Below are 23932 nucleotides of genomic sequence, written 5' to 3' on the forward strand. Positions count from 1 at the left end.
GCCTCAGCGCGCCAGCCAGCCGCCGTCGACGGCTAAGGTGTGACCATTCACGTAATCTGATGCGGGGGAGGCTAAAAAGACGACCGGCCCCTGAAGGTCATCCGGTACTCCCCATCGACCCGCCGGGATGCGGTCAAGGATCTCCGCGTTACGCTGTTCGTTATCGCGAAGCTGCTGCGTGTTGTTCGTCGCCATGTAGCCCGGCGCGATGGCATTCACGTTGATGCCATGTAGCGCCCACTCATTTGCCAGCAGGCGCGTGATCCCCAGCACGCCGCTTTTCGAGGCGGTATACGACGGCACGCGAATGCCGCCCTGAAAGGAGAGCATAGAGGCAATATTGATAATTTTGCCGCCCTGGCCCTGGGTGATAAATCGCTTAGCGACCGCCTGAGAGAGGAAAAAGAGCGACTTGAGATTCAGGTTCATAACGTCATCCCAGTCTTTTTCGCTGAAAGTCAGAGCCTCCTCCCGGCGAATCGTCCCGGCATTGTTCACCAGAATATCAATTCGTCCCATCTCCGCCACGGCGGTGTCCACGACGTACTGAAGATTTTCCTGCTGGCTCAGATCGGCCCGAATAGCCACAAAACGTCTTCCCAGGGCGGTGACGGCGCTGGCCGTTTTCTCTGGAGCTTTGCGATTTACCCCAACGATATCGCAACCTGCCTGCGCCAGCGCAATAGCCATGCCTTGCCCCAGCCCGGTATCGCACCCGGTGATGAGGGCTACTTTGCCTGAAAGAGTAAAGGTGTCCAGTATCATACGCGCCTCAGAAGCTGGTTATCGTCGTGTTGACGTTAAAGATAGGAGGCAGGGATGAGAAAAGCAAACAAAATGAAACTGTGTTTTGTTTTTATCAGGCAGCATGACGCTGCCTGTAGGAGGGGCTATTCGCCGCGCAGGTGTTGTACCGTCAGTTCAGCCAGCGAATTCAGCTTAACGTCGGCAAGAGCATACCTCGGATCGTGGCGGTTTTCTTCATCGGGAACCACAATGGAGCGCATACGCGCGGCTTTGGAGGCCACCATGCCGTTTACTGAGTCTTCCAGCGCGACGCAGGTAAGCGGATCAAGACCCAGCTTCGCGGCGCAGTCCATATAGACCTGCGGATGCGGCTTGCTGTAGGGCAGTTTTTCCGCAGACGCCAGGGCGTCAAAACTGTCGCGCAGCTCAAACATGATCAGCACTTTTTCCAGCATATGCAGCGGTGAAGCGGAAGCCAGGCCAACCTTCAGCCCCTGAGATTTGCACAGCGCGACAGCCTCATGTACGCCCGGCAAGAGCGGCTTGTTCTCCTCCACCAGCGCGATGGCGCGGCTGATAATACGCGAGGTGACTTCGTCGCGATCGGGCCCAACCCACGGCTGTTGGGCGTACCACAGGTCAACGACCATATCAATACGCAGGCCCAGCGTGTCGGGAAGTTCATTACGGCGACTGATATCAACGCCCAGGCTGGCCATCACGTCCAGCTCGGCGCGATCCCACAACGGCTCGGAATCAATCAGTAATCCATCCATGTCAAAAATAGCGGCAAGTATCTGGCGCGGTGTCGACATCACAACGTCTCCTTATCCAGGTGTTCGACAGACGATAAGTGCTAAGCACAGTCTGCAATTTAGCATATTGCTTTTAAAGAGCGGGCGAAATTGATGTCCAGCAGGTAGACTTAGGCTCAAATAACGCGTCTTTATGAAGAGGAACTGATGACGTATCAACAAGCTGGACGCATTGCTGTCTTAAAACGTATTGCAGGCTGGGTGATTTTTATTCCCGCCGTCATTTCTACGCTGATATCCGTGCTGAAGTTTATGTACGATCACAGCGAAAAACAGCCGGGCATTAATGCGGTAATGCTTGATTTTGCGCATGTCATGATTGAGATGGTGCGGTTTAACACCCCGTTCCTGAACGTCTTCTGGTTCAACTCGCCAACGCCGGACTTTCACCAGCAGCTGAATGTCGGGTTCTGGATTATCTATGCGCTGATTTTTATTGCGATGGCGCTGCAGGCATCGGGCGCACGAATGAGTCGCCAGACCCGTTTTTTACGCGAAGGGGTGGAAGATCAGCTTATCCTTGAGAAGGCGAAAGGTCCTGAAGGAATGAGCCGGGAGCAGATTGAATCCCGCATTGTGGTGCCTCGTCACACCATTTTCCTGCAAATTTTCCCGCTCTATATCCTGCCGGTTATCATCATCGTGGCGGGATATTTCTTCTTCTCACTGCTCGGTTTTCTGTAACGAATTAGGGTGGCGGCAAGGCCACCCGTTTTGTCTTTAAGCCGCAAGCACGCGTTCAAGCGCGCGCTGGGCGTTGACCAGATGTTGCCCGCCAAAAAGAATGGCTCGGTTCATCAGCGTATAGAGCTGATACACGGGCTGGCGCTCAAGGAAGTCCGGCGGCAGGGGGGAGACAGACTGATAGCCATCGTATATTTGCGGCGGTTGTTCAGGATGCAGGGGCAACATGGCCAAATCGCACTCTCTGTCGCCCCAGTAGCAGGCCGGGTCGAAGATATACGGGCCGTTGGGGCCCAGCGCGCAGTTATCGGACCATAAATCACCGTGCAGCAAAGACGCCTGAGGCTGGTGGGAGGCCAGGCGCTGTTGCACATGCTCGACGATGGCATCAATGTTGCCAAATTCCAGCCCTTTCTCTGCGGCCAGTTCAAGCTGCCATCCGATGCGCTGCTCGGCAAAGAACGTCGACCAGCGGCGCTGCCAGGCATTGGGCTGCGGCGTGGTGGAAAGGTCGTTGTCGAAGTCGAGACCAAACTGGGGCTGGTCGCTCCACTGGTGCAGGCGCGCTAACTGTTGCCCGAGAATAAAGGCATTATGGGCGTCCAACGGGCGGGCAGAGAGATAGTCCATCACCAGAAAGCTGTAGTCCCGGTCACTGCCCACGGCCAGCACCTCTGGTACCGTCACCGTTTTACTACGGGACAACAGTTCAAGCTGATCGGCTTCAGCGGTAAAAATCGGGAGCAGCTCTCGCTCGTCGCATTTAACGAACAAATCGCGTCCTGCGTAGCGTAAATGCCACGCGGCGTGAATTTCCCCGCCCGGCAGCTCGTTACGCAGTTCAATTTCACCTTCACCCAATTGCTCATGTAAAAGATGACTAATTGCCTGCCACATGTTGACTCTCCCATGTTGTCTGCCAGATCATAAAGTTAGCGCATAACTGCGGTAAAAAAATACGAACTAACGCACACCTGAGCGGATTAATTTCATGCAGGGCACTTATTGTTCTTTTTTCTGCCAGCGTTCCCACGTCTCCACGGTGATGTCGGCAGGCTTGTCGGTCACGCTTTCCACCAGGCTGGCGGCCAGCGCATGCACCTCTTCTTCACTCAGGGCTGCGATCAGGCCAAACGCCAGGGTGCCTAAATCATGAATATGACCTTCGTCATCCGTTAGCGTGAGCAGGAAATTCGCCCGTGTAAAGGCATTGTTGAGCTCGTTAAGCTCGGTCAGCGATGCTTCATGAAGGCTGATGGTCACGACGTAGCGGGTGATATCACCACTGCTCATAATTCACCTCGTTGTTATCCTGAAAGTTTTTTTAGCATAGTCGATACGCCATATTTGGCGACTTCCACAGATATTCCCCCTCCGTCAGGAGGGGGATATATCGGTTAGCTTCGTGACAGGTAATCGACGATTTTCTGCGTATCGGCAAGCGAACACAGGCGCGTTCCCTGATTGATGGTGGCGGCACTCCCCGCCGCGACGCCATAGCGCGTCATCTCCAGAAGTGATGCGCCCTGCGCCAGCTTCAGCGCCATCGCGCCGACCATACTGTCGCCTGCGCCGACGGTGCTCTGGCTCTTCATTGGGGGCGGAACAACCTGCACAAAGCCCGTCTTGTCGACGGCCAGCGCACCCTGAGGACCGAGAGAGACGACAACGCGGTGCGCTTTGCCGCTGCGAACCAGTTCTTCTGCGGCAGTACGCACGTCATCCGGCTGGCTAAGTTCGCGATTAACAAGCGCACTCAGCTCTTTCTGGTTAGGCTTAACCAGCTCAAGCTGTCCGGGTTCTAATGCCGCCTGCAGGGCTTCGCCTGAACTGTCGACAATGCAGCGAATTCCGCGCTGAAGTACGGCATCAACCAGTGCTGTCAGCTTTTCTGTTTTGACACCTGGCGGCAGGCTACCGCTGATGACCAGCAGCGAGCCGCTTTCAATGGTTAGCACCTTTTCTTCCAGCTGACGAAACTCATCATCGCTCAGCCTGGCGCCTGGCATAACGAAACGATACTGTTCCCCGCTGGACTCAACGTGGACATGCAGGTTCTGCCGGGTCCAGTCTTTGGCGTCAACGGTATCCACGGCAACCTGTTCATCGGCCAGCAAGGCAACAAGATGCTCCCCCGTGGCACCACCGGCCGGAAAGATGGCAGTCGCTTTACCACCGAGGTGGGTAATCGCGCGCGCAACGTTAATCCCGCCGCCGCCCGGCTCAAATACGGGTGCGCTACAGCGTAGTTTACCTTCCGGATAAATCTGCGGCGTTATGGTCGCGGAGTCGAGGGAAGGGGAGAGCGTCAGCGTATAAATAGAAGCCATCATAACCTCCTTTTAGCATGGGTTCTTTTAAGCCTGGCACCGATCGACAGGAAGGCAATGTAAATAACAGTATGATTTTAAAAATGAATGCTGACATAAATGCGATGAGGGATATATAAAATAAAACGCGTTTTGAGATCGTTCTTATTCAAAAAATGAAATAAGAAAATATTGCTATGTTATTTGCGCCTTTTTATAATTTGTTACCTTTCTCTGGACGCCTTGTCATTGATCCTCAAGAAAGTTTCCGAGACCGTGGTGGTCTCTTTTTTTGTTGTACGGACTCCTTAAATAAAATGAAGCTTTTGAAGACAGTACCCGCAGCACTGATGCTGGCGGGTGGCGTTTTTGCATCACTGAATGCAGCCGCCGATGACACCGTTTTTACTGTCATGGACGATCCCTCCACTGCCAAAAAACCGTTTGAAGGTAACCTGAACGCAGGGTATCTCGCGCAATCGGGTAACACGAAAAGCTCTTCTCTGACGGCGGACAGCACCCTGACCTGGTACGGCAATACCACTGCATGGTCGCTGTGGGGAAATGCCAGCAACACGTCCGCTAACGATGAACGCTCATCCGAGAAATACGCGGTCGGTGGACGTAGCCGTTACAACATGACCGACTATGACTACATCTTTGGTCAGGCAAGTTGGTTAACCGACCGCTTCAACGGCTATCGCCAGCGCGATGTGTTCACCGCCGGTTATGGTCGTCAGTTCCTGAATGGTCCGGTACACAGCCTCCGTTTCGAATTCGGTCCTGGTGTCCGCTATGACGAGTACACCAATGGCGAAAATGAAACCCAGCCGCTGGGCTATGCTTCCGGCACGTATGCCTGGCAGATGACCGACAACACCAAATTTACGCAGGGTGTTTCTGTGTTTGGTGCCGAGGATACGACGCTGAACTCCGAAAGCGCTTTGAACGTGGCTATCAATGAACACTTCGGTTTGAAATTGGCCTACAACGTGACCTGGAACTCTTCACCGCCAGAAACGGCACCGGATCATACCGATCGCAGAACCACGATTTCGCTGGGCTATAAAATGTAATCATAGCGGGCCGATGAAAGTGTCGGCCCGTTTTCATTATTATGGTTAACCCGCGCCAATAAATTCTCATCACGCGCAACGGCATTTATTTTTATTTGTACTTAGCCCCAAATCATTGCCGCCCACCGAAATAACAGCATTGCACCGCAGATGGCAACCAGCACCAGCACCATTTTCCAGTGTTTTACGGCAAATCGTTTTGTTGGCATAACCTAATCCTTGTTCGTTGATACGCATAGTCTATCAAACGGGGCCAAAAGATGCGCCTTCCCGGGAGCGATCGAGTTATGCCAACAAGGGGTCGGCTCAGAACCAGTGGAATCGTTCGGCGAGGATCAACACTAGACCTGTTGCGGAAAGAATGTTCAAAATCACAACCGTTCTACTGGATACATTCATGGTATGCACCTGTTGATATAAAAGGCATGTTCAAGAGTAGCCCAGCATGTCTGAAATGCGAGCGCCGGAGAGATGCAATCTGCAAATTTACGCTACGTGCCAGCCCATCATTCTGGCTGCAGAGGGTGCAATCTCCTTGCTGATAGTGTTAACATTACGCCGCTTGCCGTAAATCCGCATTAATCTGAATTCGGCAGGTGCATGATGACGAACCAATTTGACGATTGTTGGTCAGATGGTGTCGTAATCTATTGTCAAATCACGATTATTTTCTTTGTATATGCTCTTATGTGTGGGGCATCACTGCAAATAAGGATATAAAATGCCTGTAATTACTCTTCCTGATGGCAGCCAACGCCATTTCGACCACGCTGTTAGCCCTATGGATGTCGCCCTGGACATCGGTCCTGGCCTCGCGAAAGCGACCATCGCCGGCCGTGTGAACGGTGAGCTGGTTGATGCGTCCGATCTGATTGAAAACGATGCGACGCTTGCAATCATCACCGCGAAAGACGAAGAAGGTCTGGAGATCATTCGTCACTCCTGCGCACACCTGTTGGGTCATGCTATCAAGCAGCTGTGGCCAAACACCAAAATGGCGATCGGTCCGGTTATCGACAACGGTTTCTACTACGACGTTGATCTTGACCACACCCTGACCCAGGAAGATATCGACGCGCTCGAAAAACGTATGCACGAGCTCGCCGAGACCAACTATGACGTCATCAAGAAGAAAGTCAGCTGGCACGAAGCGCGTGAAACCTTCGTCAAGCGTGGCGAGAGCTATAAAGTCTCTATTCTCGATGAAAACATTGCTCATGATGACAAGCCTGGCTTGTACCATCACGAAGAATACGTCGACATGTGCCGTGGACCGCACGTGCCGAACATGCGCTTCTGTCATCATTTCAAACTGATGAAGATCGCTGGCGCCTACTGGCGTGGCGACAGCAACAACAAGATGTTGCAGCGTATCTATGGTACCGCGTGGGCGGATAAGAAAGCCCTGAACGCGTACCTGCAGCGCCTGGAAGAGGCCGCGAAGCGTGACCACCGTAAAATCGGTAAGCAGCTTGACCTGTACCACATGCAGGAAGAAGCGCCGGGTATGGTGTTCTGGCATAACGATGGCTGGACTATCTTCCGTGAACTGGAAACGTTCGTACGTTCCAAGCTGAAAGAGTACCAGTATCAGGAAGTGAAAGGCCCGTTCATGATGGACCGTGTGCTGTGGGAAAAAACCGGCCACTGGGACAACTACAAAGATGCGATGTTCACCACCTCGTCCGAGAACCGTGAATACTGCATCAAGCCAATGAACTGCCCGGGGCACGTTCAGATCTTCAACCAGGGTCTGAAATCCTATCGCGACCTGCCGCTGCGTATGGCGGAGTTCGGTAGCTGCCATCGCAACGAGCCATCGGGTGCGCTGCACGGTCTGATGCGCGTGCGTGGCTTTACGCAGGATGATGCGCATATCTTCTGTACTGAAGATCAGGTTCGTGATGAAGTTAACGCCTGTATTCGTATGGTCTACGATATGTACAGCACCTTTGGCTTCGAGAAGATCGTGGTCAAACTCTCAACGCGTCCGGAAAAACGTATCGGTAGCGATGAGACCTGGGATCGCGCAGAAGCGGATCTCGCCGTAGCGCTGGAAGAGAACGGTATTCCGTTCGAATACCAGCTGGGCGAGGGCGCATTCTACGGTCCGAAAATTGAATTTACCCTGTATGACTGCCTCGATCGCGCATGGCAGTGCGGTACTGTACAGCTGGACTTCTCCCTGCCGCAGCGTTTAAGCGCCTCTTATGTTGGCGAAGACAACGAGCGTCAGGTACCGGTCATGATTCACCGTGCTATTCTCGGTTCTCTGGAGCGCTTCATCGGCATCCTGACCGAAGAGTTCGCGGGCTTCTTCCCAACCTGGCTTGCGCCAGTGCAGGTCGTGGTGATGAACATTACCGATTCTCAGGCAGATTACGTTAAAGAATTGACGCAGAAACTACAAAATGCGGGCATTCGCGTAAAAGCAGACTTGAGAAATGAGAAGATTGGCTTTAAAATCCGCGAGCACACTTTACGTCGTGTCCCGTATATGTTGGTCTGTGGTGATAAAGAGGTGGAAGCAGGCAAAGTTGCCGTTCGCACCCGCCGTGGTAAAGACCTGGGCAGCCTGGACGTAAGTGAAGTGATTGAGAAGCTGCAACAAGAGATTCGCAGCCGCAGTCTTCAACAACTGGAGGAATAAGGTATTAAAGGCGGAAAACGAGTTCAAACGGCACGTCCGAATCGTATCAATGGCGAGATTCGCGCCCAGGAAGTTCGCTTAACAGGTCTGGAAGGCGAGCAGCTGGGGATTGTGAGTCTGAGAGAAGCGATCGAAAAGGCTGAAGAAGCTGGAGTAGATTTAGTTGAAATCAGCCCTAACGCCGAACCGCCAGTTTGTCGTATCATGGACTACGGCAAGTTCCTTTATGAAAAGAGTAAGTCTTCTAAGGAACAGAAGAAGAAGCAAAAAGTTATCCAGGTTAAGGAAATCAAATTCCGTCCTGGTACCGACGATGGCGATTATCAGGTAAAACTCCGCAGCCTGATTCGCTTTCTGGAAGATGGCGATAAGGCCAAGATCACGCTGCGTTTCCGCGGTCGTGAGATGGCCCACCAACAGATTGGTATGGAAGTGCTTAACCGCGTCCGTGACGATCTGAGTGAACTGGCAGTAGTCGAATCCTTCCCTACGAAGATCGAAGGCCGCCAGATGATCATGGTGCTCGCTCCTAAGAAGAAACAGTAAGGCCTTCAAGCAGCAAAATCTGTGGAGCCTTCGGGTTTCATAGGTTTTGTTCGCCTATGTTTCGTTTATTTAACAATGCGAAGTGGAAGTTATTAAGATGCCAAAAATTAAGACCGTACGCGGTGCTGCTAAGCGCTTCAAAAAAACCGGTGGTGGTGGATTTAAGCGTAAGCACGCAAACCTGCGTCATATTCTGACCAAAAAATCTACTAAGCGTAAACGTCACCTGCGTCCAAAAGGCCTTGTTTCTAAAGGCGATCTGGGTCTGGTTATCGCGTGCCTGCCGTACGCATAAGCCGTTAACGTTTAATTTTTTACTAAGAATATAGATACAGGAGAGCACATATGGCTCGCGTAAAACGTGGTGTAATTGCACGTGCACGTCACAAGAAAATTTTGAAACAAGCTAAAGGCTACTACGGTGCGCGTTCACGCGTATACCGCGTTGCCTTCCAGGCTGTTATCAAAGCAGGTCAGTACGCTTACCGTGACCGTCGTCAGCGTAAGCGTCAGTTCCGTCAACTGTGGATTGCGCGTATCAACGCAGCAGCACGTCAGAACGGTATTTCTTACAGCAAATTCATCAACGGCCTGAAAAAAGCCTCTGTTGAAATCGACCGTAAGATCCTGGCTGACATCGCAGTATTCGATAAAGTAGCGTTCACCGCTCTGGTCGAAAAAGCGAAAGCAGCACTGGCATAAGCCAGTTGAGAGAGGGGGCCTGGCTCCCTCTTTTCATTTAACACCATCAGAAGATTGACATTTATCCGTGCAGGCTTTTCAATAAGGTCTTACCGGTTTTTACCCAACAAGGTAACGCAAGCATGAATGCTGCTATTTTCCGCTTCTTCTTTTACTTTAGCACCTGACTCCAGGAGGCTAGCGCGTGAAAGATGAAACGAAAAACAGCGCCAGATAAGCCTCCCGATGGAGGCTTTTTTTGTGCCTGAATTTGAGAGAATAACTCCACCAAATCGGTGTCTGCACCGACATAATGAGGAAAATCATGTCACATCTCGCAGAGCTGGTTGCCAGTGCAACAGCCGCCATTAATCAGGCCTCAGATGTTGCCGCGTTAGACAATGTCCGCGTCGAATATCTTGGGAAGAAAGGGCACCTGACCCTTCAAATGACAACCCTGCGTGAACTGCCGCCAGAAGAACGCCCGGCAGCGGGTGCGGTGATTAACGAAGCCAAAGAGCAGGTTCAGCAGGCGCTGAACGCGCGTAAGGCCGAGCTGGAGAGCGCGGTACTAAACGCGCGTCTTGCGGCAGAAACCATCGACGTTTCTCTGCCGGGTCGCCGTATTGAAAACGGTGGTCTGCATCCGGTTACTCGTACTATCGATCGTATTGAAAGTTTCTTCGGTGAGCTCGGCTTTACCGTGGCGACTGGCCCGGAAATCGAAGATGATTACCACAACTTCGACGCCCTGAACATTCCTGGCCATCATCCGGCACGCGCTGACCACGACACTTTCTGGTTTGACGCGACGCGTCTGCTGCGTACCCAGACCTCTGGCGTTCAGATCCGTACCATGAAGGATCAGGAACCACCAATCCGCATCATCGCGCCGGGCCGCGTGTATCGTAACGACTACGATCAGACCCACACCCCAATGTTCCACCAGATGGAAGGTCTGATTGTTGATAAAAACATCAGCTTCACCAACCTGAAGGGCACGCTGCACGATTTCCTGAACAACTTCTTTGAGGAAGATTTGCAGGTTCGTTTCCGTCCGTCCTACTTCCCGTTCACCGAACCGTCTGCGGAAGTTGACGTGATGGGTAAAAACGGCAAATGGCTGGAAGTGCTGGGCTGCGGCATGGTGCATCCAAACGTGCTGCGCAACGTGGGCATTGATCCGGAAGTTTATTCCGGCTTTGCCTTCGGCATGGGCATGGAGCGTTTGACCATGCTGCGCTACGGCGTGACCGACTTACGTGCATTCTTCGAAAACGATCTGCGTTTCCTCAAACAGTTTAAATAAGGGCAGGACAGAACAATGAAATTCAGTGAACTGTGGTTACGCGAATGGGTTAACACCACGCTGGACAGCGAAGCGCTTTCCAACCAGATCACCATGGCGGGCCTGGAAGTTGACGGCGTTGAGCCGGTTTCCGGTGCCTTCAACGGCGTCGTGGTGGGTGAAGTGGTCGAGTGCGGCCAGCACCCTAACGCTGACAAACTGCGCGTGACAAAAGTGAACGTAGGCGGCGACCGTCTGCTGGACATCGTCTGCGGTGCGCCAAACTGCCGCCAGGGCCTGAAGGTGGCCGTGGCGACCGTCGGTGCCGTGCTGCCGGGTGATTTCAAAATCAAAGCGGCCAAGCTGCGCGGTGAGCCGTCTGAAGGCATGCTGTGCTCCTTCTCTGAGCTGGGTATTTCCGACGACCACAACGGCATCATTGAGCTGCCGCTGGATGCGCCAGTTGGCACCGATATCCGTGAATACCTGAAGCTTGATGACAATACTATCGAAATCAGCGTCACGCCAAACCGTGCCGACTGCTTAGGTATTATCGGCGTGGCGCGCGACGTGGCCGTACTGAACCAGACCGAACTCAACGCGCCGGAGATTGTGCCGGTTGAAGCGACCATCAGTGACGTGCTGCCGATTCAGGTTGACGCTGCTGATGCCTGCCCGCGCTACCTCGGTCGCGTGGTAAAAGGCATTAACGTTAAAGTGCCAACCCCGCTTTGGATGAAAGAGAAGCTGCGCCGCTGCGGTATCCGCTCAATCGACGCCGTGGTTGACGTGACTAACTACGTTCTGCTGGAGCTGGGCCAGCCGATGCACGCGTTCGATAAAGATCGTATCGACGGCGGCATCGTTGTGCGCATGGCGAAAGAGGGGGAAACCCTGGTGCTGCTGGACGGCACAGAAGCCAAACTGAACGCCGACACCCTGGTGATTGCTGACCACAGCAAAGCGCTGGCGATGGGCGGTATTTTTGGTGGCGAACAATCTGGCGTCAACGACGAAACGCAAAACGTCCTGCTGGAATGTGCATTCTTCAGCCCGCTCTCCATCACCGGCCGCGCGCGCCGTCACGGCCTGCACACCGATGCCTCTCACCGCTACGAGCGCGGCGTTGACCCGGCGCTGCAGTACAAAGCGATGGAGCGTGCAACCCGCCTGCTAATCGACATCTGCGGCGGCGAAGCGGGCCCGGTTATTGACGTCACCAACGAAGCGACCCTGCCGAAGCGTGCGACCATTACCCTGCGCCGCAGCAAGCTGGATCGCCTGATTGGTCACCACGTTGCCGACGCGCAGGTGACCGACATCCTGACGCGCCTGGGCTGCGAAGTGACCGAAGGTCAGGACGAGTGGAAGGCCGTTGCGCCATCCTGGCGTTTCGACATGGAAATTGAAGAAGATCTGGTGGAAGAAGTGGCCCGTGTTTACGGCTACAACAACATCCCTGACGAGCCTGTGCAGGCGGGTCTGGTGATGGGCGCCCACCGTGAAGCCGACCTGTCCCTGAAGCGTGTGAAAACCATGCTGAACGACAAAGGCTACCAGGAAGTGATCACTTACAGCTTCGTTGATCCTAAGCTGCAGCAGCTGATCCATCCGGGTCAGGAAGCGCTGATCCTGCCAAGCCCAATCTCCAGCGAAATGTCCGCGATGCGTCTGTCCCTGTGGACGGGCCTGCTGGGGACTATCGTTTACAACCAGAACCGCCAGCAAAACCGCGTGCGCATTTTCGAAAGCGGTTTACGCTTTGTGCCGGATAATCAGGCAAATTTAGGCATCCGTCAGGATCTCATGCTGGCTGGGGCCATCAGCGGTAACCGCTACGAAGAGCACTGGGACCTGGCAAAAGGCACGGTTGATTTCTACGATATGAAGGGCGATCTGGAAGCGATTCTGGATCTGACCGGTAAATTATCTGAAATTGAATTCCGCGCGGAAGCGATTCCTGCGCTCCATCCGGGCCAGAGCGCGGCGATTTATTTAGACGGCAAACGCGTTGGTTTCATTGGCGTTGTCCACCCGGAGCTGGAGCGTAAGCTGGACCTGAACGGCCGTACCATCGTGTTCGAGCTGGAGTGGAGCCCGGTTGCAGACCGCGTCATTCCTCAGGCGCAGGACGTCTCCCGCTTCCCGGCGAACCGCCGTGATATCGCGGTTGTGGTCGCTGAAAACGTGCCTGCAGCAGATATTTTGGCCGAATGTAAGAAAGTTGGCGTAAATCAGGTAGTTGGCGTAAACTTATTTGACGTGTACCGCGGCAAGGGCGTAGCAGAAGGTTTCAAGAGCCTCGCTATCAGCCTTATCCTTCAGGATACCAGCCGTACACTCGAAGAAGAGGAGATTGCCGCTACCGTCGCCAAATGTGTAGAGGCATTAAAAGAGCGATTCCAGGCATCATTGAGGGATTGAACCTATGGCGCTTACAAAAGCTGAAATGTCAGAATATCTGTTTGATAAGCTTGGGCTTAGCAAACGGGATGCCAAAGAGCTGGTAGAGCTGTTTTTCGAAGAGATCCGTCGTGCTCTGGAAAATGGTGAGCAGGTAAAACTCTCCGGTTTTGGCAATTTTGATTTGCGAGACAAAAACCAACGTCCGGGCCGTAACCCGAAGACGGGGGAAGATATTCCCATTACAGCCCGCCGCGTGGTGACCTTCAGACCCGGCCAGAAGTTAAAGAGCCGCGTCGAAAACGCAACGCCTAAAGCAGAGTAATATGAACTAACCAAAAAGGCCGCTCACGCGGCCTTTTTTCTTTGCGCTCACCGGCAAACACGCCGTAAAATCAATTACATCACTCGCTAACAAACCGTACACATGCTTGATTATGCTCATCGCCAGCACCGTTCCGATCGGCGTCGCCTGCTTCTGCTGGCGCTGCTGCTTATTCTTGCCGCGGGTATTAGCCTCTGCGCAGGCGACAGCTGGATCGGGCCTGAAAGCTGGCTGGGGCCTGACGGGCAGCTCTTCGTCTGGCAAATTCGCCTGCCGCGCACCGTCGCGGTGATCCTGGTCGGCGCCGCGCTGGCGCTGTCTGGCACCATTATGCAGGCGCTGTTCGAAAACCCACTGGCGGAGCCCGGCCTGCTGGGGGTGTCGAACGGTGCAGGCGTCGGGCTGATTGCGGCGGTGATGCTGGGCGGGGGAGAACTCTCCGGCTGGAGCATTAGCCTGAGCGCCATTCTCGGCGCACTGCTAATCACAGTCATTCTTCTTCGCTTTGCCAGACGGCACCTGTCGACCAGCCGGCTGCTGCTTGCCGGCGTGGCGCTGGGGATCATCTGTAGCGCGCTGATGACCTGGGCGGTCTACTTCTCGACCTCCTTTGACCTGCGGCAGCTCATGTACTGGATGATGGGCGGCTTTGGCGGCGTCGACTGGCACCAGGGCTGGCTAATGGCGCTGCTGGTGCCGGTCATCGCGTGGGCTGCGCTGCAGGCCCAGCCGCTGAATATGCTCGCGCTGGGTGAAACCTCAGCCCGCCAGCTCGGCATGCCGATTGGTTTCTGGCGTAACGTACTGGTCATTGCCATTGGCTGGCTGGTAGGCGTGAGCGTGGCCCTGGCGGGGGCGATTGGCTTTATTGGGCTGGTCATTCCGCACATGCTGCGTCTTTGCGGCTTCACGGATCATCGAACCTTGCTTCCGGCCTCGGCGGTTGCCGGGGCAGCCACGCTGCTGGTGGCCGACATCATCGCCCGTCTCGCCCTGACGGCCGCAGAATTGCCTGTTGGCGTGGTGACCGCAACGCTGGGCGCGCCAGTCTTTATCTGGCTACTATTAAAAGCTGGACGTTAAATCGACAACCTGAGGAAATGCTATGCAGTCAGATATCCTGAATACCGAAGTGACCACCATTGATGGGGATAACACCACGCTGGAAAGCTACAAAGGCAAGGTGTTGCTCATCGTCAACGTGGCATCGAAATGCGGCCTGACGCCGCAGTACGAGCAGCTGGAGAATATTCAGAAGGCCTGGGAGAAAGACGGTTTTACCGTGCTGGGCTTCCCGTGCAACCAGTTCCTGGGCCAGGAGCCGGGCAGCGAAGAAGAGATCAAAACCTTCTGCAGCACCACTTATGGCGTGACGTTCCCGATGTTCAGCAAAATTGACGTCAACGGTGAAGAGCGCCATCCGCTGTATGCGAAGCTGATTGCCGCCGCGCCGAAAGCCGTTGCGCCGGAAGAGAGCGGTTTTTACGAGCGCATGGCCAGCAAAGGCCGCGCGCCGCTCTATCCGGACGATATTCTGTGGAACTTCGAAAAATTCCTGATTGGCCGTGACGGCCAGGTCGTTCAGCGTTTTTCGCCGGATATGACGCCTGAGGACCCGATCGTCATGGAATCTATTAAGCTGGCGCTGGCGAAATAATGTCGCTGCTGATGCAGCTCACGGACGTCGCCGAGAAGGGGCGTCTGGAGTCGGTAACCTGCGACATCAATTCGGGTGAAATCCTGCATCTCGTCGGGCCAAACGGCGCGGGTAAAAGCACGCTGCTGGCGCGGATGGCGGGGCTGACCACCGGGCCAGGGCAGATTACGCTGCTGGAACATGCTTTGGTCGACTGGTCACCCGCCTCGCTGGCCCACCGGCGCAGCTACCTGGTGCAGCAGCAGGTACCGCCTTTTGCGATGCCGGTCTGGCATTATCTGATGCTGCATCTGCACGACAAACAGCATACGGCACTGCTGGAGGAAGTGGCTGCGTCGTTAGGGCTGGAAGATAAACTGTCCCGGCATGCCAGCCAGCTTTCCGGGGGGGAGTGGCAGCGGGTGCGTCTGGCGGCGGTCATTCTGCAGATCCATCCCGCGGGCAATCCTCACGGGAGGATGCTGCTGCTGGATGAACCGATGAGCGGTCTGGATGTTGCCCAGCAGGCGGCGCTGGATAGCCTGCTAAGCGCTCTGAGCAGAAAAGGTATCGCCGTAGTGATGAGCAGCCACGATCTTAACCATACGTTACGTCACGCCCATCGCGTGTGGCTCCTGTCGCGCGGCAGGATGATCGCCAGCGGTACGCGGGATCGGGTCCTTACGCCGCCAAATCTTGCCCGCGCCTACAACATGTCGTTCCGCAGGCTGGATATAGAGGGACATAAGATGCTGATTTCTACCGGGCAGGAGTAACCGTTTCTTGCCTGTGAACACAATTGCACGCTAAATTACCAAAAGAACAATAAAAGCAGAGGATTCGTCTGAAAATGCGATTCTGGTTTCTCTTCGTGGCGGCACTCTTTCTTGCGGGATGCAGCAGCCATCGTGCACCGCCGCCTAATCCGCGGCTATCGGATTCTATCACCGTTATTGCCAGCCTTAACGATCAGCTGAGCAACTGGCGCGGCACGCCTTACCGCTACGGCGGCATGAGCCGCGGCGGGGTGGACTGCTCTGGCTTTGTCCTGATGACGTTTCGTGACAAGTTTGATTTACAGCTTCCGCGAGACACGCGCAAGCAGGCGGAAATAGGCACTGAAATTGATAAAGACGATCTCCTTCCCGGTGACCTGGTCTTTTTCAAAACCGGCTCGGGAGAAAGCGGACTGCATGTTGGGATATATGATACAGACAACCAGTTTATTCATGCTTCTACCAGCCGCGGCGTGATGCGCTCTTCTCTCGATAACGTGTACTGGCGTAAAAATTTCTGGCAGGCGCGACGTATTTAGACTGCCCGAACACGTTTCTTATGTCGGCATGGTAACTATTAAACCATGCCGTTTTTCTCAAATAAGCTGATTAAAGTTAAATTTACCTAAATTAGCAACATCCTTATGTGTCTGTTTTATCTAAAACTGGCTATTATTCAGTAACCAGGATAAGATTATTTTAGATTCAGGGATAAATCTGAAAATTAATACGGAACTAATGAAATTAAACTTATTAAAATCAAGACAGTGGAATTGTGTCAGCAATTGCTCCAGGATGTCCTCTCTCATCTTTAATGCGGGGCGAGTGCAATGATTATTACGCTAGATAATGCTTACCAGTCTGAACTGATGCTTCTGCCTGCCCGTAATAGCGCAGGTGAGCTAAAAGGTTTAGAAATACTGGTTAACTTTACTGGCGTCGGCACCGATGTGAGGATCCCCACTGAGCTCGTTATCCCTCGGCTTTCAGCGGCAGAGGAGTTAGTGCTGTTTAACGAAAAACTGCAATTGCTTGATACCTGTAAACTGTTTTTTATTCAGCATCAGTTAATTGCATGGATCAATATTACACCAGCAATTGTTGAGTTTTTATTAAGTAATGGGAATGCTGTTTCAATTCTCGAGCGTTATCCGTTTCTTGAGTTTACTGTTAATGAGAACTATCCAGGTTTAAATAACGGAAAGGACGATCTGCAGCTGGCAAGAATGGCGATCCATTTTCCGCTGGTGCTGGCAAACTTTGGAGCCGGTGCTGCATCGCTCAAGGCCGTCTATGATGGATTATTTAAACGGGTTATTCTTGATAAAGGATTCATCCAGCAGCGTGCTTCTGAGCTTTCTTTCGAGCCTTTTATGCGCGCGATCCTCTGGCAAATAACGCCGCACTGCCAGTCGGTGATCGTCTCCGGCATTGACGACCACGGTTTGCTGCAGCGCGTTCTGTCCTTCAATTTTGGTGCCATGCAGGGTGCGCTCTGGCCAGCCGTCTCGGCGGAGCATGTCACGACGCTCGTTCAGCAGCGATAACCCTGCCTTTCGCCCGTGTTTAAGTCCGGGTAAACCCTCTACACTAAAGGCAGGAGGACTTATGACCCTGTCTTTTACTGCTCACTGGCATGACGAGTTGCCTGGCTTTTACACCGCACTCAAACCAACACCGTTACATAATTCACGTCTTATCTGGCATAACGATCGGCTGGCCGATGAGCTGGCCATTCCGCCCGATCTGTTTCAGCGTTCAGACAGTGCTGGCGTCTGGGGAGGCGAGACGCTTCTCCCCGGTATGCAGCCTCTGGCTCAGGTCTATAGCGGACACCAGTTTGGCGTCTGGGCGGGGCAGCTGGGTGACGGCAGGGGGATCCTGCTCGGCGAACAACGGCTTCCCAACGGGGAGACGGTTGACTGGCATCTGAAAGGCGCAGGTCTTACCCCTTACTCACGAATGGGCGACGGGCGCGCGGTATTGCGGTCAACGATACGCGAAAGTCTGGCATCCGAAGCGATGCATGCGCTGGGGATTCCCACCACCCGCGCGCTGTCGATCGTCACCAGCGACACGCCGGTGACGCGCGAAACGGTGGAAAAGGGGGCGATGCTGATGCGCATAGCGCAAAGCCATCTCCGCTTTGGTCATTTTGAGCACTTTTACTATCGCCGCGAGCCGGACAAGATTCGCCAGCTCGCGGACTTCGCCATTTGCCGCCACTGGGCGCATCTGCAGGATGAGGCGGATAAATACGTTCTCTGGTTCCGGGACGTGGTTGCCCGTACCGCCACGATGATTGCGCGCTGGCAAACGGTGGGCTTTGCTCACGGGGTCATGAACACGGACAATATGTCGATTCTCGGCCTGACCTTTGATTACGGTCCGTTTGGTTTCCTGGACGATTATCAGCCGGGGTATATCTGCAACCATTCCGACTATCAGGGGCGTTACAGCTTTGATAATCAGCCGGCGGTTGGGCTGTGGAACCTCCAGCGGCTTGCACAAACCTTATCGCCGTTTATCGACGTTGATGCCCTGAACGATGCGCTCGACAGCTATCAGGACCTTTTGCTGCGGGAATACGGCACGCTGATGCGTAACAAGCTGGGGCTGATGACCCAGGAGAAGGGCGACAACGACATCCTCAACGGCCTGTTTGCCCTGATGGCGCGTGAAGGGAGCGATTACACCCGCACCTTCCGAATGCTGAGCCAGACGGAGCAGCACAGCGCCGCCTCGCCGCTGCGCGACGAGTTTATTGACCGTCAGGCGTTTGACGACTGGTTTGCACAGTACCGCACGCGGCTGCAGCAGGAGCAGGTAGACGACGCTACCCGTCAGGCGCAGATGAACGCAGCGAATCCCGCGATGGTATTACGCAACTGGCTGGCGCAGCGGGCGATTGAGCAGGCAGAGCAGGGTGAGTACGACGAGTTACACCGGCTACATCTGGCGTTGCGCACGCCGTTTGCCGACCGGGATGATGACTACGTCAGCCGCCCGCCCGACTGGGGCAAGCGGCTGGAGGTCAGCTGCTCAAGCTAGCGATTTTAGCCGGGCGGCGACGTTGCCTTACCCGGCCTGTTCATCACTGAGCAACCCAGCCGCCATCCATATTCCACGCAGCGCCGCGAACGTTCACGGCGCCGTCGCTGCACAAAAATAGCGCCAGTTCGCCCAGCTGTTCCGGGGTAACAAACTCCCCTGAAGGCTGTTTCTCCGCCAGAAGCTGTTCGCGAGCCTGCTCCGGCGGTACGCCGTCCGCGATACGTTTGTCGATTTGCTGCTGCACCAGCGGGGTCAGTACCCAGCCGGGGCAAATAGTATTGGCGGTAATACCCGTGCGGGCGGTTTCCAGCGCCAGGGATTTGGTAAAGCCCACCACGCCGTGCTTGGCCGCAACGTAGGCCGATTTCTCTTTCGACGCGACCAGCCCGTGAACGGAGGCGATATTGATGACGCGCCCCCAGTTTTTATCCCGCATGGCCGGCAGCGCCAGCCGGCTGGTGTGAAACACCGCGGAAAGATTAATGGCGATAATGTCGTTCCATTTCTCTACCGGGAAGGCGTCAACCGGAGCCACGTGCTGGATCCCGGCGTTGTTCACAAGAATGTCCACGCCGCCAAACTGCGATTCGGCGTAGCGCATCATGGCCTCAATCTGCAATACGTCCCGCAGATCCGCATCGTGATAGCCCGGCTTTTTGCCCAGTTGCGCAATCTCTTCCCGTGCCGATGCGCTGTCGCCGAAGCCGTTGAGGATCAGCTGCGCGCCTGCCTTCGTCAGCACGCGGGCGATCCCCAGACCAATGCCGCTGGTTGAGCCGGTGACCAGGGCGGTTTTACCGTTCAGATTCATTTTTCTCTCCTTACACAATGCCGGTCAGATAGAACACGGCAATGACAAAAAGTACTGCCAGACTTTTAATGATGGTGATAGCGAAAATGCCGCCGTAGGCCTGGCGATGGCTCAGGCCGGTGATTGCCAGCAGGGTAATCACCGCGCCGTTATGGGGAAGGGTATCCATCCCGCCGCTCGCCATCGAGGCCACGCGGTGCAGCACCTCAAGCGGGATATTGGCCGCATGGGCGGCGGCGACAAACGAGTCGGACATGGCGGCAAGGGCGATGCTCATCCCGCCGGACGCCGAACCGGTGATCCCCGCGAGCACGGTCACGCTGATGGCCTCATTTAGCAGCGGATTCGGAATGGCCGCCAGCGCTTTGGATAACACCAGGAACCCAGGCAGCGCCGCGATAACCGCGCCGAAACCGTATTCCGAGGCGGTATTCATCGCCGCCAGAATGGCTCCGCTCACCGCCGTTCGGCTGCCTTCAGCCAGACGCCCCCGGATATTGCGAAAGCCAAAAATCAGCACCAGCACGATACCGGCGATCAGCGCCGCCTCCACGGCCCAGATGGCGGTGATCTTGCCCACCTCGGTCACAATCGGTTTCGCCAGGCCGGGCAGGGTAAGCTCGTGACTCACGCCGTACCAGCCGGGGATCCAGCGGGTAAACAGCAGGTTCAGTATGCCCACCACCAGCAGCGGGGAGATAGCAATCAGCGGATGCGGGAGATTAATGTTATCCGGCGTCTCGGGTTCATTTTTCAGATCCGTGCCGTAACCCTCGTTGTTGCTGAGCGCCTTACGCCGCTGGCGCTCCAGCCAGAGCAGGCCAAAGACGATAATAAACAGAGAGCCGATAAGCCCCAGCCACGGGGCCGCCCAGGCGTTCGTGCCGAAGAAGCTGGTGGGGATGATATTCTGGATCTGCGGCGTGCCGGGCAGGGCGTCCATGGTAAACGAGAATGCCCCCAGCGCCACGGTGGCCGGGATCAGCCGTTTAGGGATACCGCTCTGGCGAAACAGCTCGGCAGCAAACGGGTACACCGCAAACGCCACCACGAACAGCGAAACGCCGCCGTAGGTTAACAGCGCGCACACCAGGACAATCACCGGGATGGCGTGTCGACGCCCGAGGATCTGGATTGCGGCGGCGACGATGGAGCGTGAGAAGCCGGAAAGCTCAATCAGCTTGCCAAACACCGCACCCAGCAGGAACACCGGGAAGTAGAGCTTGACGAAGCCCACCATCTTTTCCATAAACAGGCCGGTAAACGTCGGGCCGACGGCACCCGGATCGGTCAGCAGCACGGCACCGAGCGCCGCGATCGGCGCAAACAAAATAACGCTGTATCCGCGGTAGGCCGCCAGCATCAGCAGTGCCAGCGCCGCCAGGGCTATTAACACACTCATTATGACTCCTCACTTTACTTATTATTCGGGTACCAACGAGAGGTTTAACGCTCGACGGTCAGGGCAATGCCTTGTCCGCCGCCTACGCACAGGGTGACGAGCCCTTTTTTAACGTCACGGCGCTGCATTTCGTACAGCAGGGTCACGAGGATTCGGCAGCCGGAAGCACCAATCGGATGGCCCAGGGCGATGGCACCGCCGTTAACGTTGACCTTGTGCTCATCCCAGCCGAGCTGCTGGCCCACCGCCAGCGCCTGGGCGGCAAAGGCTTCATTGGCTTCAATGAGGTCCACCTCGTCGAGCGTCCAGCCCGCCCGCGCCAGCGCCGTCCGGCAGGCGCTGACCGGGCCCATGCCCATTACTGACGGGTCAACGCCCGTCACGGCGTAACTCACGATGCGGCCAAGGACAGGCAATCCGCTCTCCCGCGCCTTTTCCTCGCTCATCAGCAGCACCGCGGCGGCACCGTCGTTGAGCGTGGAGGCATTCCCCGCCGTGACGGTGCCTTCCTCGTGCAAAAAGGCGGGACGCAACTGCGCAAGCTGCTCTGCGGTAGTGCCTGGTCGGGGCTGTTCGTCACGATCAATAACCAGCGGCGGCTTTTTACCCTGTTTCACCGTCACCGGGGCTATCTCGGCGTCAAGCCGGCCGGACTCAATGGCGGACGCCGCTTTTTGCTGCGAGCGGGCGGCGAAGGCGTCCTGCTGCTCGCGGGAAATGTCATACTCGCGGGCGACGTTTTCAGCGGTGATCCCCATGTGGTAATCGTTGAATGCGTCCCACAGGCCGTCGGTAATCATGCTGTCCTTGAGGCCCGCATGCCCGAAACGCAGCCCGGCACGTGCGCCGTCCAGCAGATATGGGGCGTTGCTCATGCTCTCCTGACCGCCGGCGATAACCACCTCCGCGTCGCCGCAGCGGATCGCCTGGGCGGCGAGCTGGACCGCTTTTAAGCCCGCGCCGCACACCTGGTTGACGGTGGTCGCCGGCGTGCTGACGGGCAACCCGGCGCCGATGGCCGTCTGGCGGGCGGGGTTTTGCCCGCATCCGGCCGTCAGCACCTGGCCGAAAATCATTTCATCTACCTGTTCGGCGCTGAGACCACTGTTCTCCAGCAGGTGCCGTACCGTGACGGCCCCAAGCTCAACCGTAGAAAGGGACGAGAGCGATCCGCGAAAACTGCCAATGGGGGTTCGCGTTGCCCCGACAATCATGACCTTTTTCATGCTGACCCCTCAGGTGAAGCGCATCTCGCGCACGTCGTCCGCCACAATGATTTTCCCTGCCGTTTTACGCACGATCTCGTCAATACTGACGCCCGGGGCGTATTCCCGCAGGATGAACGCGCCGTCCTGAATTTCCAGCAGCGCGAGATCGGTCAGGACCCGACGGATACAGCCCGCGCCCGTGAGCGGCAGCGTGCAGCGCGGCAGCAGCTTCGACTCACCGCTCTTTGAGGCGTGGGTCATCACCACAATGATGTTCTGCGCCCCGGCAACGAGATCCATCGCGCCGCCCATGCCCTTCACCATCTTCCCGGGGATCATCCACGAGGCGATGTTGCCCTCCACGTCCACTTCAAATGCGCCCAGCACGGTCAGGTCCACGTGGCCGCCGCGGATCATGGCAAACGACTGGGCCGAGTCGAAAATGGCCGCGCCGGTCCGCGCGGTCACGGTCTGTTTACCGGCGTTGATCATGTCAGGATCAAGGGTCTGCTCGTCGGGAAAAGCCCCCATCCCCAGCAGGCCGTTTTCCGACTGCAGCATCACGTCCATCCCGTCCGGAATGTAGTTCGCCACCAGGGTAGGGATGCCGATCCCCAGGTTGACGTAATAACCGTCACGCAGCTCGCGGGCGACGCGCATGGCCATCTGTTCACGGGTTAACATCGTCACACTCCTTGCGCGCGCAGAGTGCGCTGCTCAATGCGTTTTTCAAACTGGCCGACAATCAGCCTGTCGACGTAAATTCCCGGGGTGTGAATGGCCGACGGGGGCAGTTCACCCGGCGGAACAATCTCTTCCACCTCCACCACCGTGATCCGGCCCGCCGTTGCCATCAGCGGATTAAAGTTTTGCGCGGTATGGCGATAGATGACGTTGCCGTACCAGTCCGCTTTCCAGCCCTTGATCAGCGCGAAGTCGCCGACGATCGCCTCCTCGAGGATGTAGTGCTTCCCCGCGAACTGGCGCACGTCCTTGCCGGTCGCCACGGGCGTGCCGTAGCCGGTGGCCGTATAAAACGCCGGAATACCGGCCCCGCCCGCGCGCACCTTTTCCGCCAGCGTGCCCTGCGGCGTAAGCTCAATTTCCAGCTCGCCGCTCAGCACCTGCTGCTCAAACAGCGCGTTCTCGCCGACGTAAGAGGCCACCACTTTACGAACCTGCCGCGTTTCGAGCAGTATCCCCAGGCCGAATCCATCCACGCCGCAGTTGTTTGACACCACGGTCAAATCTCTCACCTGACGGCGTCGGACCTCCGCAATCAGGTTCTCCGGAATGCCGCACAGGCCGAAGCCGCCCGCCAGCAAGGTCATTCCGTCCGTCAGCCCGTCCAGCGCCTGCGCATAGCTGCCGACGCGCTTATCCAGTCCTGCCATACTCATCCCTCCCGTTAACCGTGCCGGTATCATTAGGGGCGGCGACTCATTTGTTAATTTTGAATTTGTGACCCACTCATTTGGTTTTCTTATTAATTTCCTGTTAACTAATTCTTTTCAATTAGTT

28 protein-coding genes and 1 other annotated feature are annotated in these 23932 nt (G+C 55.7%); of the genes, 16 read left to right on the forward strand and 12 right to left on the reverse strand.

Features of this window, described 5'->3' with window-relative positions; translation table 11 throughout:
* Positions 1 to 3 precede the first annotated feature (3 nt).
* The gene (gene kduD, locus IB212_RS09275) at positions 4 to 765 is read right to left on the reverse strand and encodes a 2-dehydro-3-deoxy-D-gluconate 5-dehydrogenase KduD (RefSeq protein ID WP_041910455.1); all 762 of its coding nucleotides are present in this window, start codon (positions 763 to 765) and stop codon (positions 4 to 6) included.
* A 125-nt stretch (positions 766 to 890) separates the two neighbouring features.
* Positions 891 to 1562 (reverse strand): hexitol phosphatase HxpB, encoded by a 672-nt coding sequence (hxpB, locus tag IB212_RS09280; protein ID WP_028012808.1) that lies wholly within the window; start codon positions 1560 to 1562, stop codon positions 891 to 893.
* A 147-nt stretch (positions 1563 to 1709) separates the two neighbouring features.
* Between hxpB and IB212_RS09285 the strand changes: the two genes are divergently transcribed.
* Complete coding sequence (locus tag IB212_RS09285; protein ID WP_045261585.1) at positions 1710 to 2246, forward strand: YniB family protein; 537 nt, start codon at positions 1710 to 1712, stop codon at positions 2244 to 2246.
* Positions 2247 to 2282: 36 nt separating this feature from the next.
* Here IB212_RS09285 and IB212_RS09290 read toward each other — a convergent pair whose 3' ends face one another.
* The 3 genes from IB212_RS09290 to pfkB form a co-directional block, all read right to left on the reverse strand.
* The gene (locus IB212_RS09290) at positions 2283 to 3143 is read right to left on the reverse strand and encodes a fructosamine kinase family protein (protein WP_188245662.1); all 861 of its coding nucleotides are present in this window, start codon (positions 3141 to 3143) and stop codon (positions 2283 to 2285) included.
* Between the two features lie 105 nt (positions 3144 to 3248).
* Positions 3249 to 3539 (reverse strand): type V toxin-antitoxin system endoribonuclease antitoxin GhoS, encoded by a 291-nt coding sequence (ghoS, locus tag IB212_RS09295; protein WP_028012811.1) that lies wholly within the window; start codon positions 3537 to 3539, stop codon positions 3249 to 3251.
* Positions 3540 to 3643: 104 nt separating this feature from the next.
* The gene (pfkB, locus tag IB212_RS09300; RefSeq protein WP_041910452.1) at positions 3644 to 4576 is read right to left on the reverse strand and encodes a 6-phosphofructokinase II; all 933 of its coding nucleotides are present in this window, start codon (positions 4574 to 4576) and stop codon (positions 3644 to 3646) included.
* Positions 4577 to 4872: 296 nt separating this feature from the next.
* Between pfkB and IB212_RS09305 the strand changes: the two genes are divergently transcribed.
* Complete coding sequence (locus tag IB212_RS09305; RefSeq protein WP_028012813.1) at positions 4873 to 5631, forward strand: YdiY family protein; 759 nt, start codon at positions 4873 to 4875, stop codon at positions 5629 to 5631.
* A gap of 101 nt (positions 5632 to 5732) precedes the next feature.
* On the opposite strand, the gene yniD is transcribed toward IB212_RS09305, so the two are convergent.
* Entirely contained in the window at positions 5733 to 5840 is a 108-nt protein-coding gene (gene yniD / locus IB212_RS09310) for a small membrane protein YniD (RefSeq protein ID WP_088205299.1), read from the reverse strand.
* 97 nt (positions 5841 to 5937) lie between these two features.
* Positions 5938 to 6030: a stress response membrane protein YncL gene (yncL, locus tag IB212_RS09315; protein ID WP_071787459.1), complete on the reverse strand. Its 93-nt coding sequence runs from the start codon at positions 6028 to 6030 to the stop codon at positions 5938 to 5940.
* Positions 6031 to 6352: 322 nt separating this feature from the next.
* Here yncL and thrS point away from each other — a divergent pair, with 322 nt between their 5' ends.
* From thrS to selO, 14 genes are all read left to right on the forward strand, one after another.
* The gene (thrS, locus tag IB212_RS09320) at positions 6353 to 8281 is read left to right on the forward strand and encodes a threonine--tRNA ligase (RefSeq protein WP_028012814.1); all 1929 of its coding nucleotides are present in this window, start codon (positions 6353 to 6355) and stop codon (positions 8279 to 8281) included.
* A 3-nt stretch (positions 8282 to 8284) separates the two neighbouring features.
* Positions 8285 to 8827 (forward strand): translation initiation factor IF-3, encoded by a 543-nt coding sequence (gene infC, locus IB212_RS09325; RefSeq protein ID WP_023616141.1) that lies wholly within the window; start codon positions 8285 to 8287, stop codon positions 8825 to 8827.
* A 97-nt stretch (positions 8828 to 8924) separates the two neighbouring features.
* Positions 8925 to 9122 carry a 50S ribosomal protein L35 gene (gene rpmI / locus IB212_RS09330; RefSeq protein ID WP_003030583.1) on the forward strand — a complete coding sequence of 66 codons (198 nt, stop codon included), beginning with the start codon at positions 8925 to 8927 and terminating at the stop codon, positions 9120 to 9122.
* A 50-nt stretch (positions 9123 to 9172) separates the two neighbouring features.
* Positions 9173 to 9529 carry a 50S ribosomal protein L20 gene (gene rplT / locus IB212_RS09335; protein WP_000124850.1) on the forward strand — a complete coding sequence of 119 codons (357 nt, stop codon included), beginning with the start codon at positions 9173 to 9175 and terminating at the stop codon, positions 9527 to 9529.
* Positions 9530 to 9646: 117 nt separating this feature from the next.
* Positions 9647 to 9771 (forward strand) — a sequence feature (Phe leader region).
* Complete coding sequence (gene pheM, locus IB212_RS09340; protein WP_001386830.1) at positions 9652 to 9696, forward strand: pheST operon leader peptide PheM; 45 nt, start codon at positions 9652 to 9654, stop codon at positions 9694 to 9696. Its footprint overlaps the feature before it by 45 nt.
* Before the next feature lie 62 nt (positions 9772 to 9833).
* Positions 9834 to 10817, forward strand: coding sequence for a phenylalanine--tRNA ligase subunit alpha (pheS, locus tag IB212_RS09345; RefSeq protein WP_010426091.1), 984 nt, complete (start codon positions 9834 to 9836; stop codon positions 10815 to 10817).
* Positions 10818 to 10832: 15 nt separating this feature from the next.
* Positions 10833 to 13220, forward strand: a complete 2388-nt coding sequence (gene pheT / locus IB212_RS09350) for a phenylalanine--tRNA ligase subunit beta (RefSeq protein ID WP_041910449.1) — start codon at positions 10833 to 10835, stop codon at positions 13218 to 13220.
* A gap of 4 nt (positions 13221 to 13224) precedes the next feature.
* Positions 13225 to 13524, forward strand: coding sequence for an integration host factor subunit alpha (gene ihfA / locus IB212_RS09355; RefSeq protein ID WP_003857805.1), 300 nt, complete (start codon positions 13225 to 13227; stop codon positions 13522 to 13524).
* A gap of 102 nt (positions 13525 to 13626) precedes the next feature.
* On the forward strand, positions 13627 to 14607 hold the full coding sequence (gene btuC, locus IB212_RS09360) for a vitamin B12 ABC transporter permease BtuC (RefSeq protein ID WP_041910447.1): 981 nt from the start codon (positions 13627 to 13629) through the stop codon (positions 14605 to 14607).
* Between the two features lie 22 nt (positions 14608 to 14629).
* Positions 14630 to 15181: a glutathione peroxidase gene (locus tag IB212_RS09365; RefSeq protein ID WP_041910445.1), complete on the forward strand. Its 552-nt coding sequence runs from the start codon at positions 14630 to 14632 to the stop codon at positions 15179 to 15181.
* A complete protein-coding gene (btuD, locus tag IB212_RS09370; protein WP_041910443.1) occupies positions 15181 to 15936 on the forward strand; it encodes a vitamin B12 ABC transporter ATP-binding protein BtuD in 756 nt (251 codons plus the stop codon). Before IB212_RS09365 ends, btuD begins: the two co-directional genes overlap by 1 nt.
* Before the next feature lie 74 nt (positions 15937 to 16010).
* A complete protein-coding gene (locus tag IB212_RS09375; RefSeq protein ID WP_028012820.1) occupies positions 16011 to 16475 on the forward strand; it encodes a C40 family peptidase in 465 nt (154 codons plus the stop codon).
* A gap of 291 nt (positions 16476 to 16766) precedes the next feature.
* On the forward strand, positions 16767 to 17483 hold the full coding sequence (locus IB212_RS09380) for an EAL domain-containing protein (RefSeq protein ID WP_041910441.1): 717 nt from the start codon (positions 16767 to 16769) through the stop codon (positions 17481 to 17483).
* Between the two features lie 61 nt (positions 17484 to 17544).
* A complete protein-coding gene (gene selO, locus IB212_RS09385) occupies positions 17545 to 18987 on the forward strand; it encodes a protein adenylyltransferase SelO (RefSeq protein WP_041910440.1) in 1443 nt (480 codons plus the stop codon).
* 43 nt (positions 18988 to 19030) lie between these two features.
* Here the strand turns inward: selO and IB212_RS09390 are convergent, their stop codons facing one another.
* Genes IB212_RS09390 through IB212_RS09410 form a run of 5 tightly spaced genes read right to left on the reverse strand, consistent with a single transcriptional unit; the run spans position 19031 to position 23805 of the window.
* Entirely contained in the window at positions 19031 to 19801 is a 771-nt protein-coding gene (locus IB212_RS09390; protein ID WP_041910438.1) for a 3-hydroxybutyrate dehydrogenase, read from the reverse strand.
* A gap of 10 nt (positions 19802 to 19811) precedes the next feature.
* Entirely contained in the window at positions 19812 to 21206 is a 1395-nt protein-coding gene (locus tag IB212_RS09395) for a GntP family permease (RefSeq protein ID WP_202815537.1), read from the reverse strand.
* A gap of 41 nt (positions 21207 to 21247) precedes the next feature.
* Entirely contained in the window at positions 21248 to 22429 is a 1182-nt protein-coding gene (locus tag IB212_RS09400) for an acetyl-CoA C-acetyltransferase (protein WP_041910434.1), read from the reverse strand.
* A 9-nt stretch (positions 22430 to 22438) separates the two neighbouring features.
* On the reverse strand, positions 22439 to 23095 hold the full coding sequence (locus tag IB212_RS09405) for a CoA transferase subunit B (RefSeq protein WP_041910432.1): 657 nt from the start codon (positions 23093 to 23095) through the stop codon (positions 22439 to 22441).
* A 2-nt stretch (positions 23096 to 23097) separates the two neighbouring features.
* Positions 23098 to 23805 (reverse strand): CoA transferase subunit A, encoded by a 708-nt coding sequence (locus IB212_RS09410; RefSeq protein ID WP_028012827.1) that lies wholly within the window; start codon positions 23803 to 23805, stop codon positions 23098 to 23100.
* Positions 23806 to 23932: the final 127 nt, after the last annotated feature.

The sequence above is a fragment of the Enterobacter sp. E12 genome (assembly GCF_014596715.2).
GTDB lineage: Bacteria > Pseudomonadota > Gammaproteobacteria > Enterobacterales > Enterobacteriaceae > Enterobacter > Enterobacter bugandensis.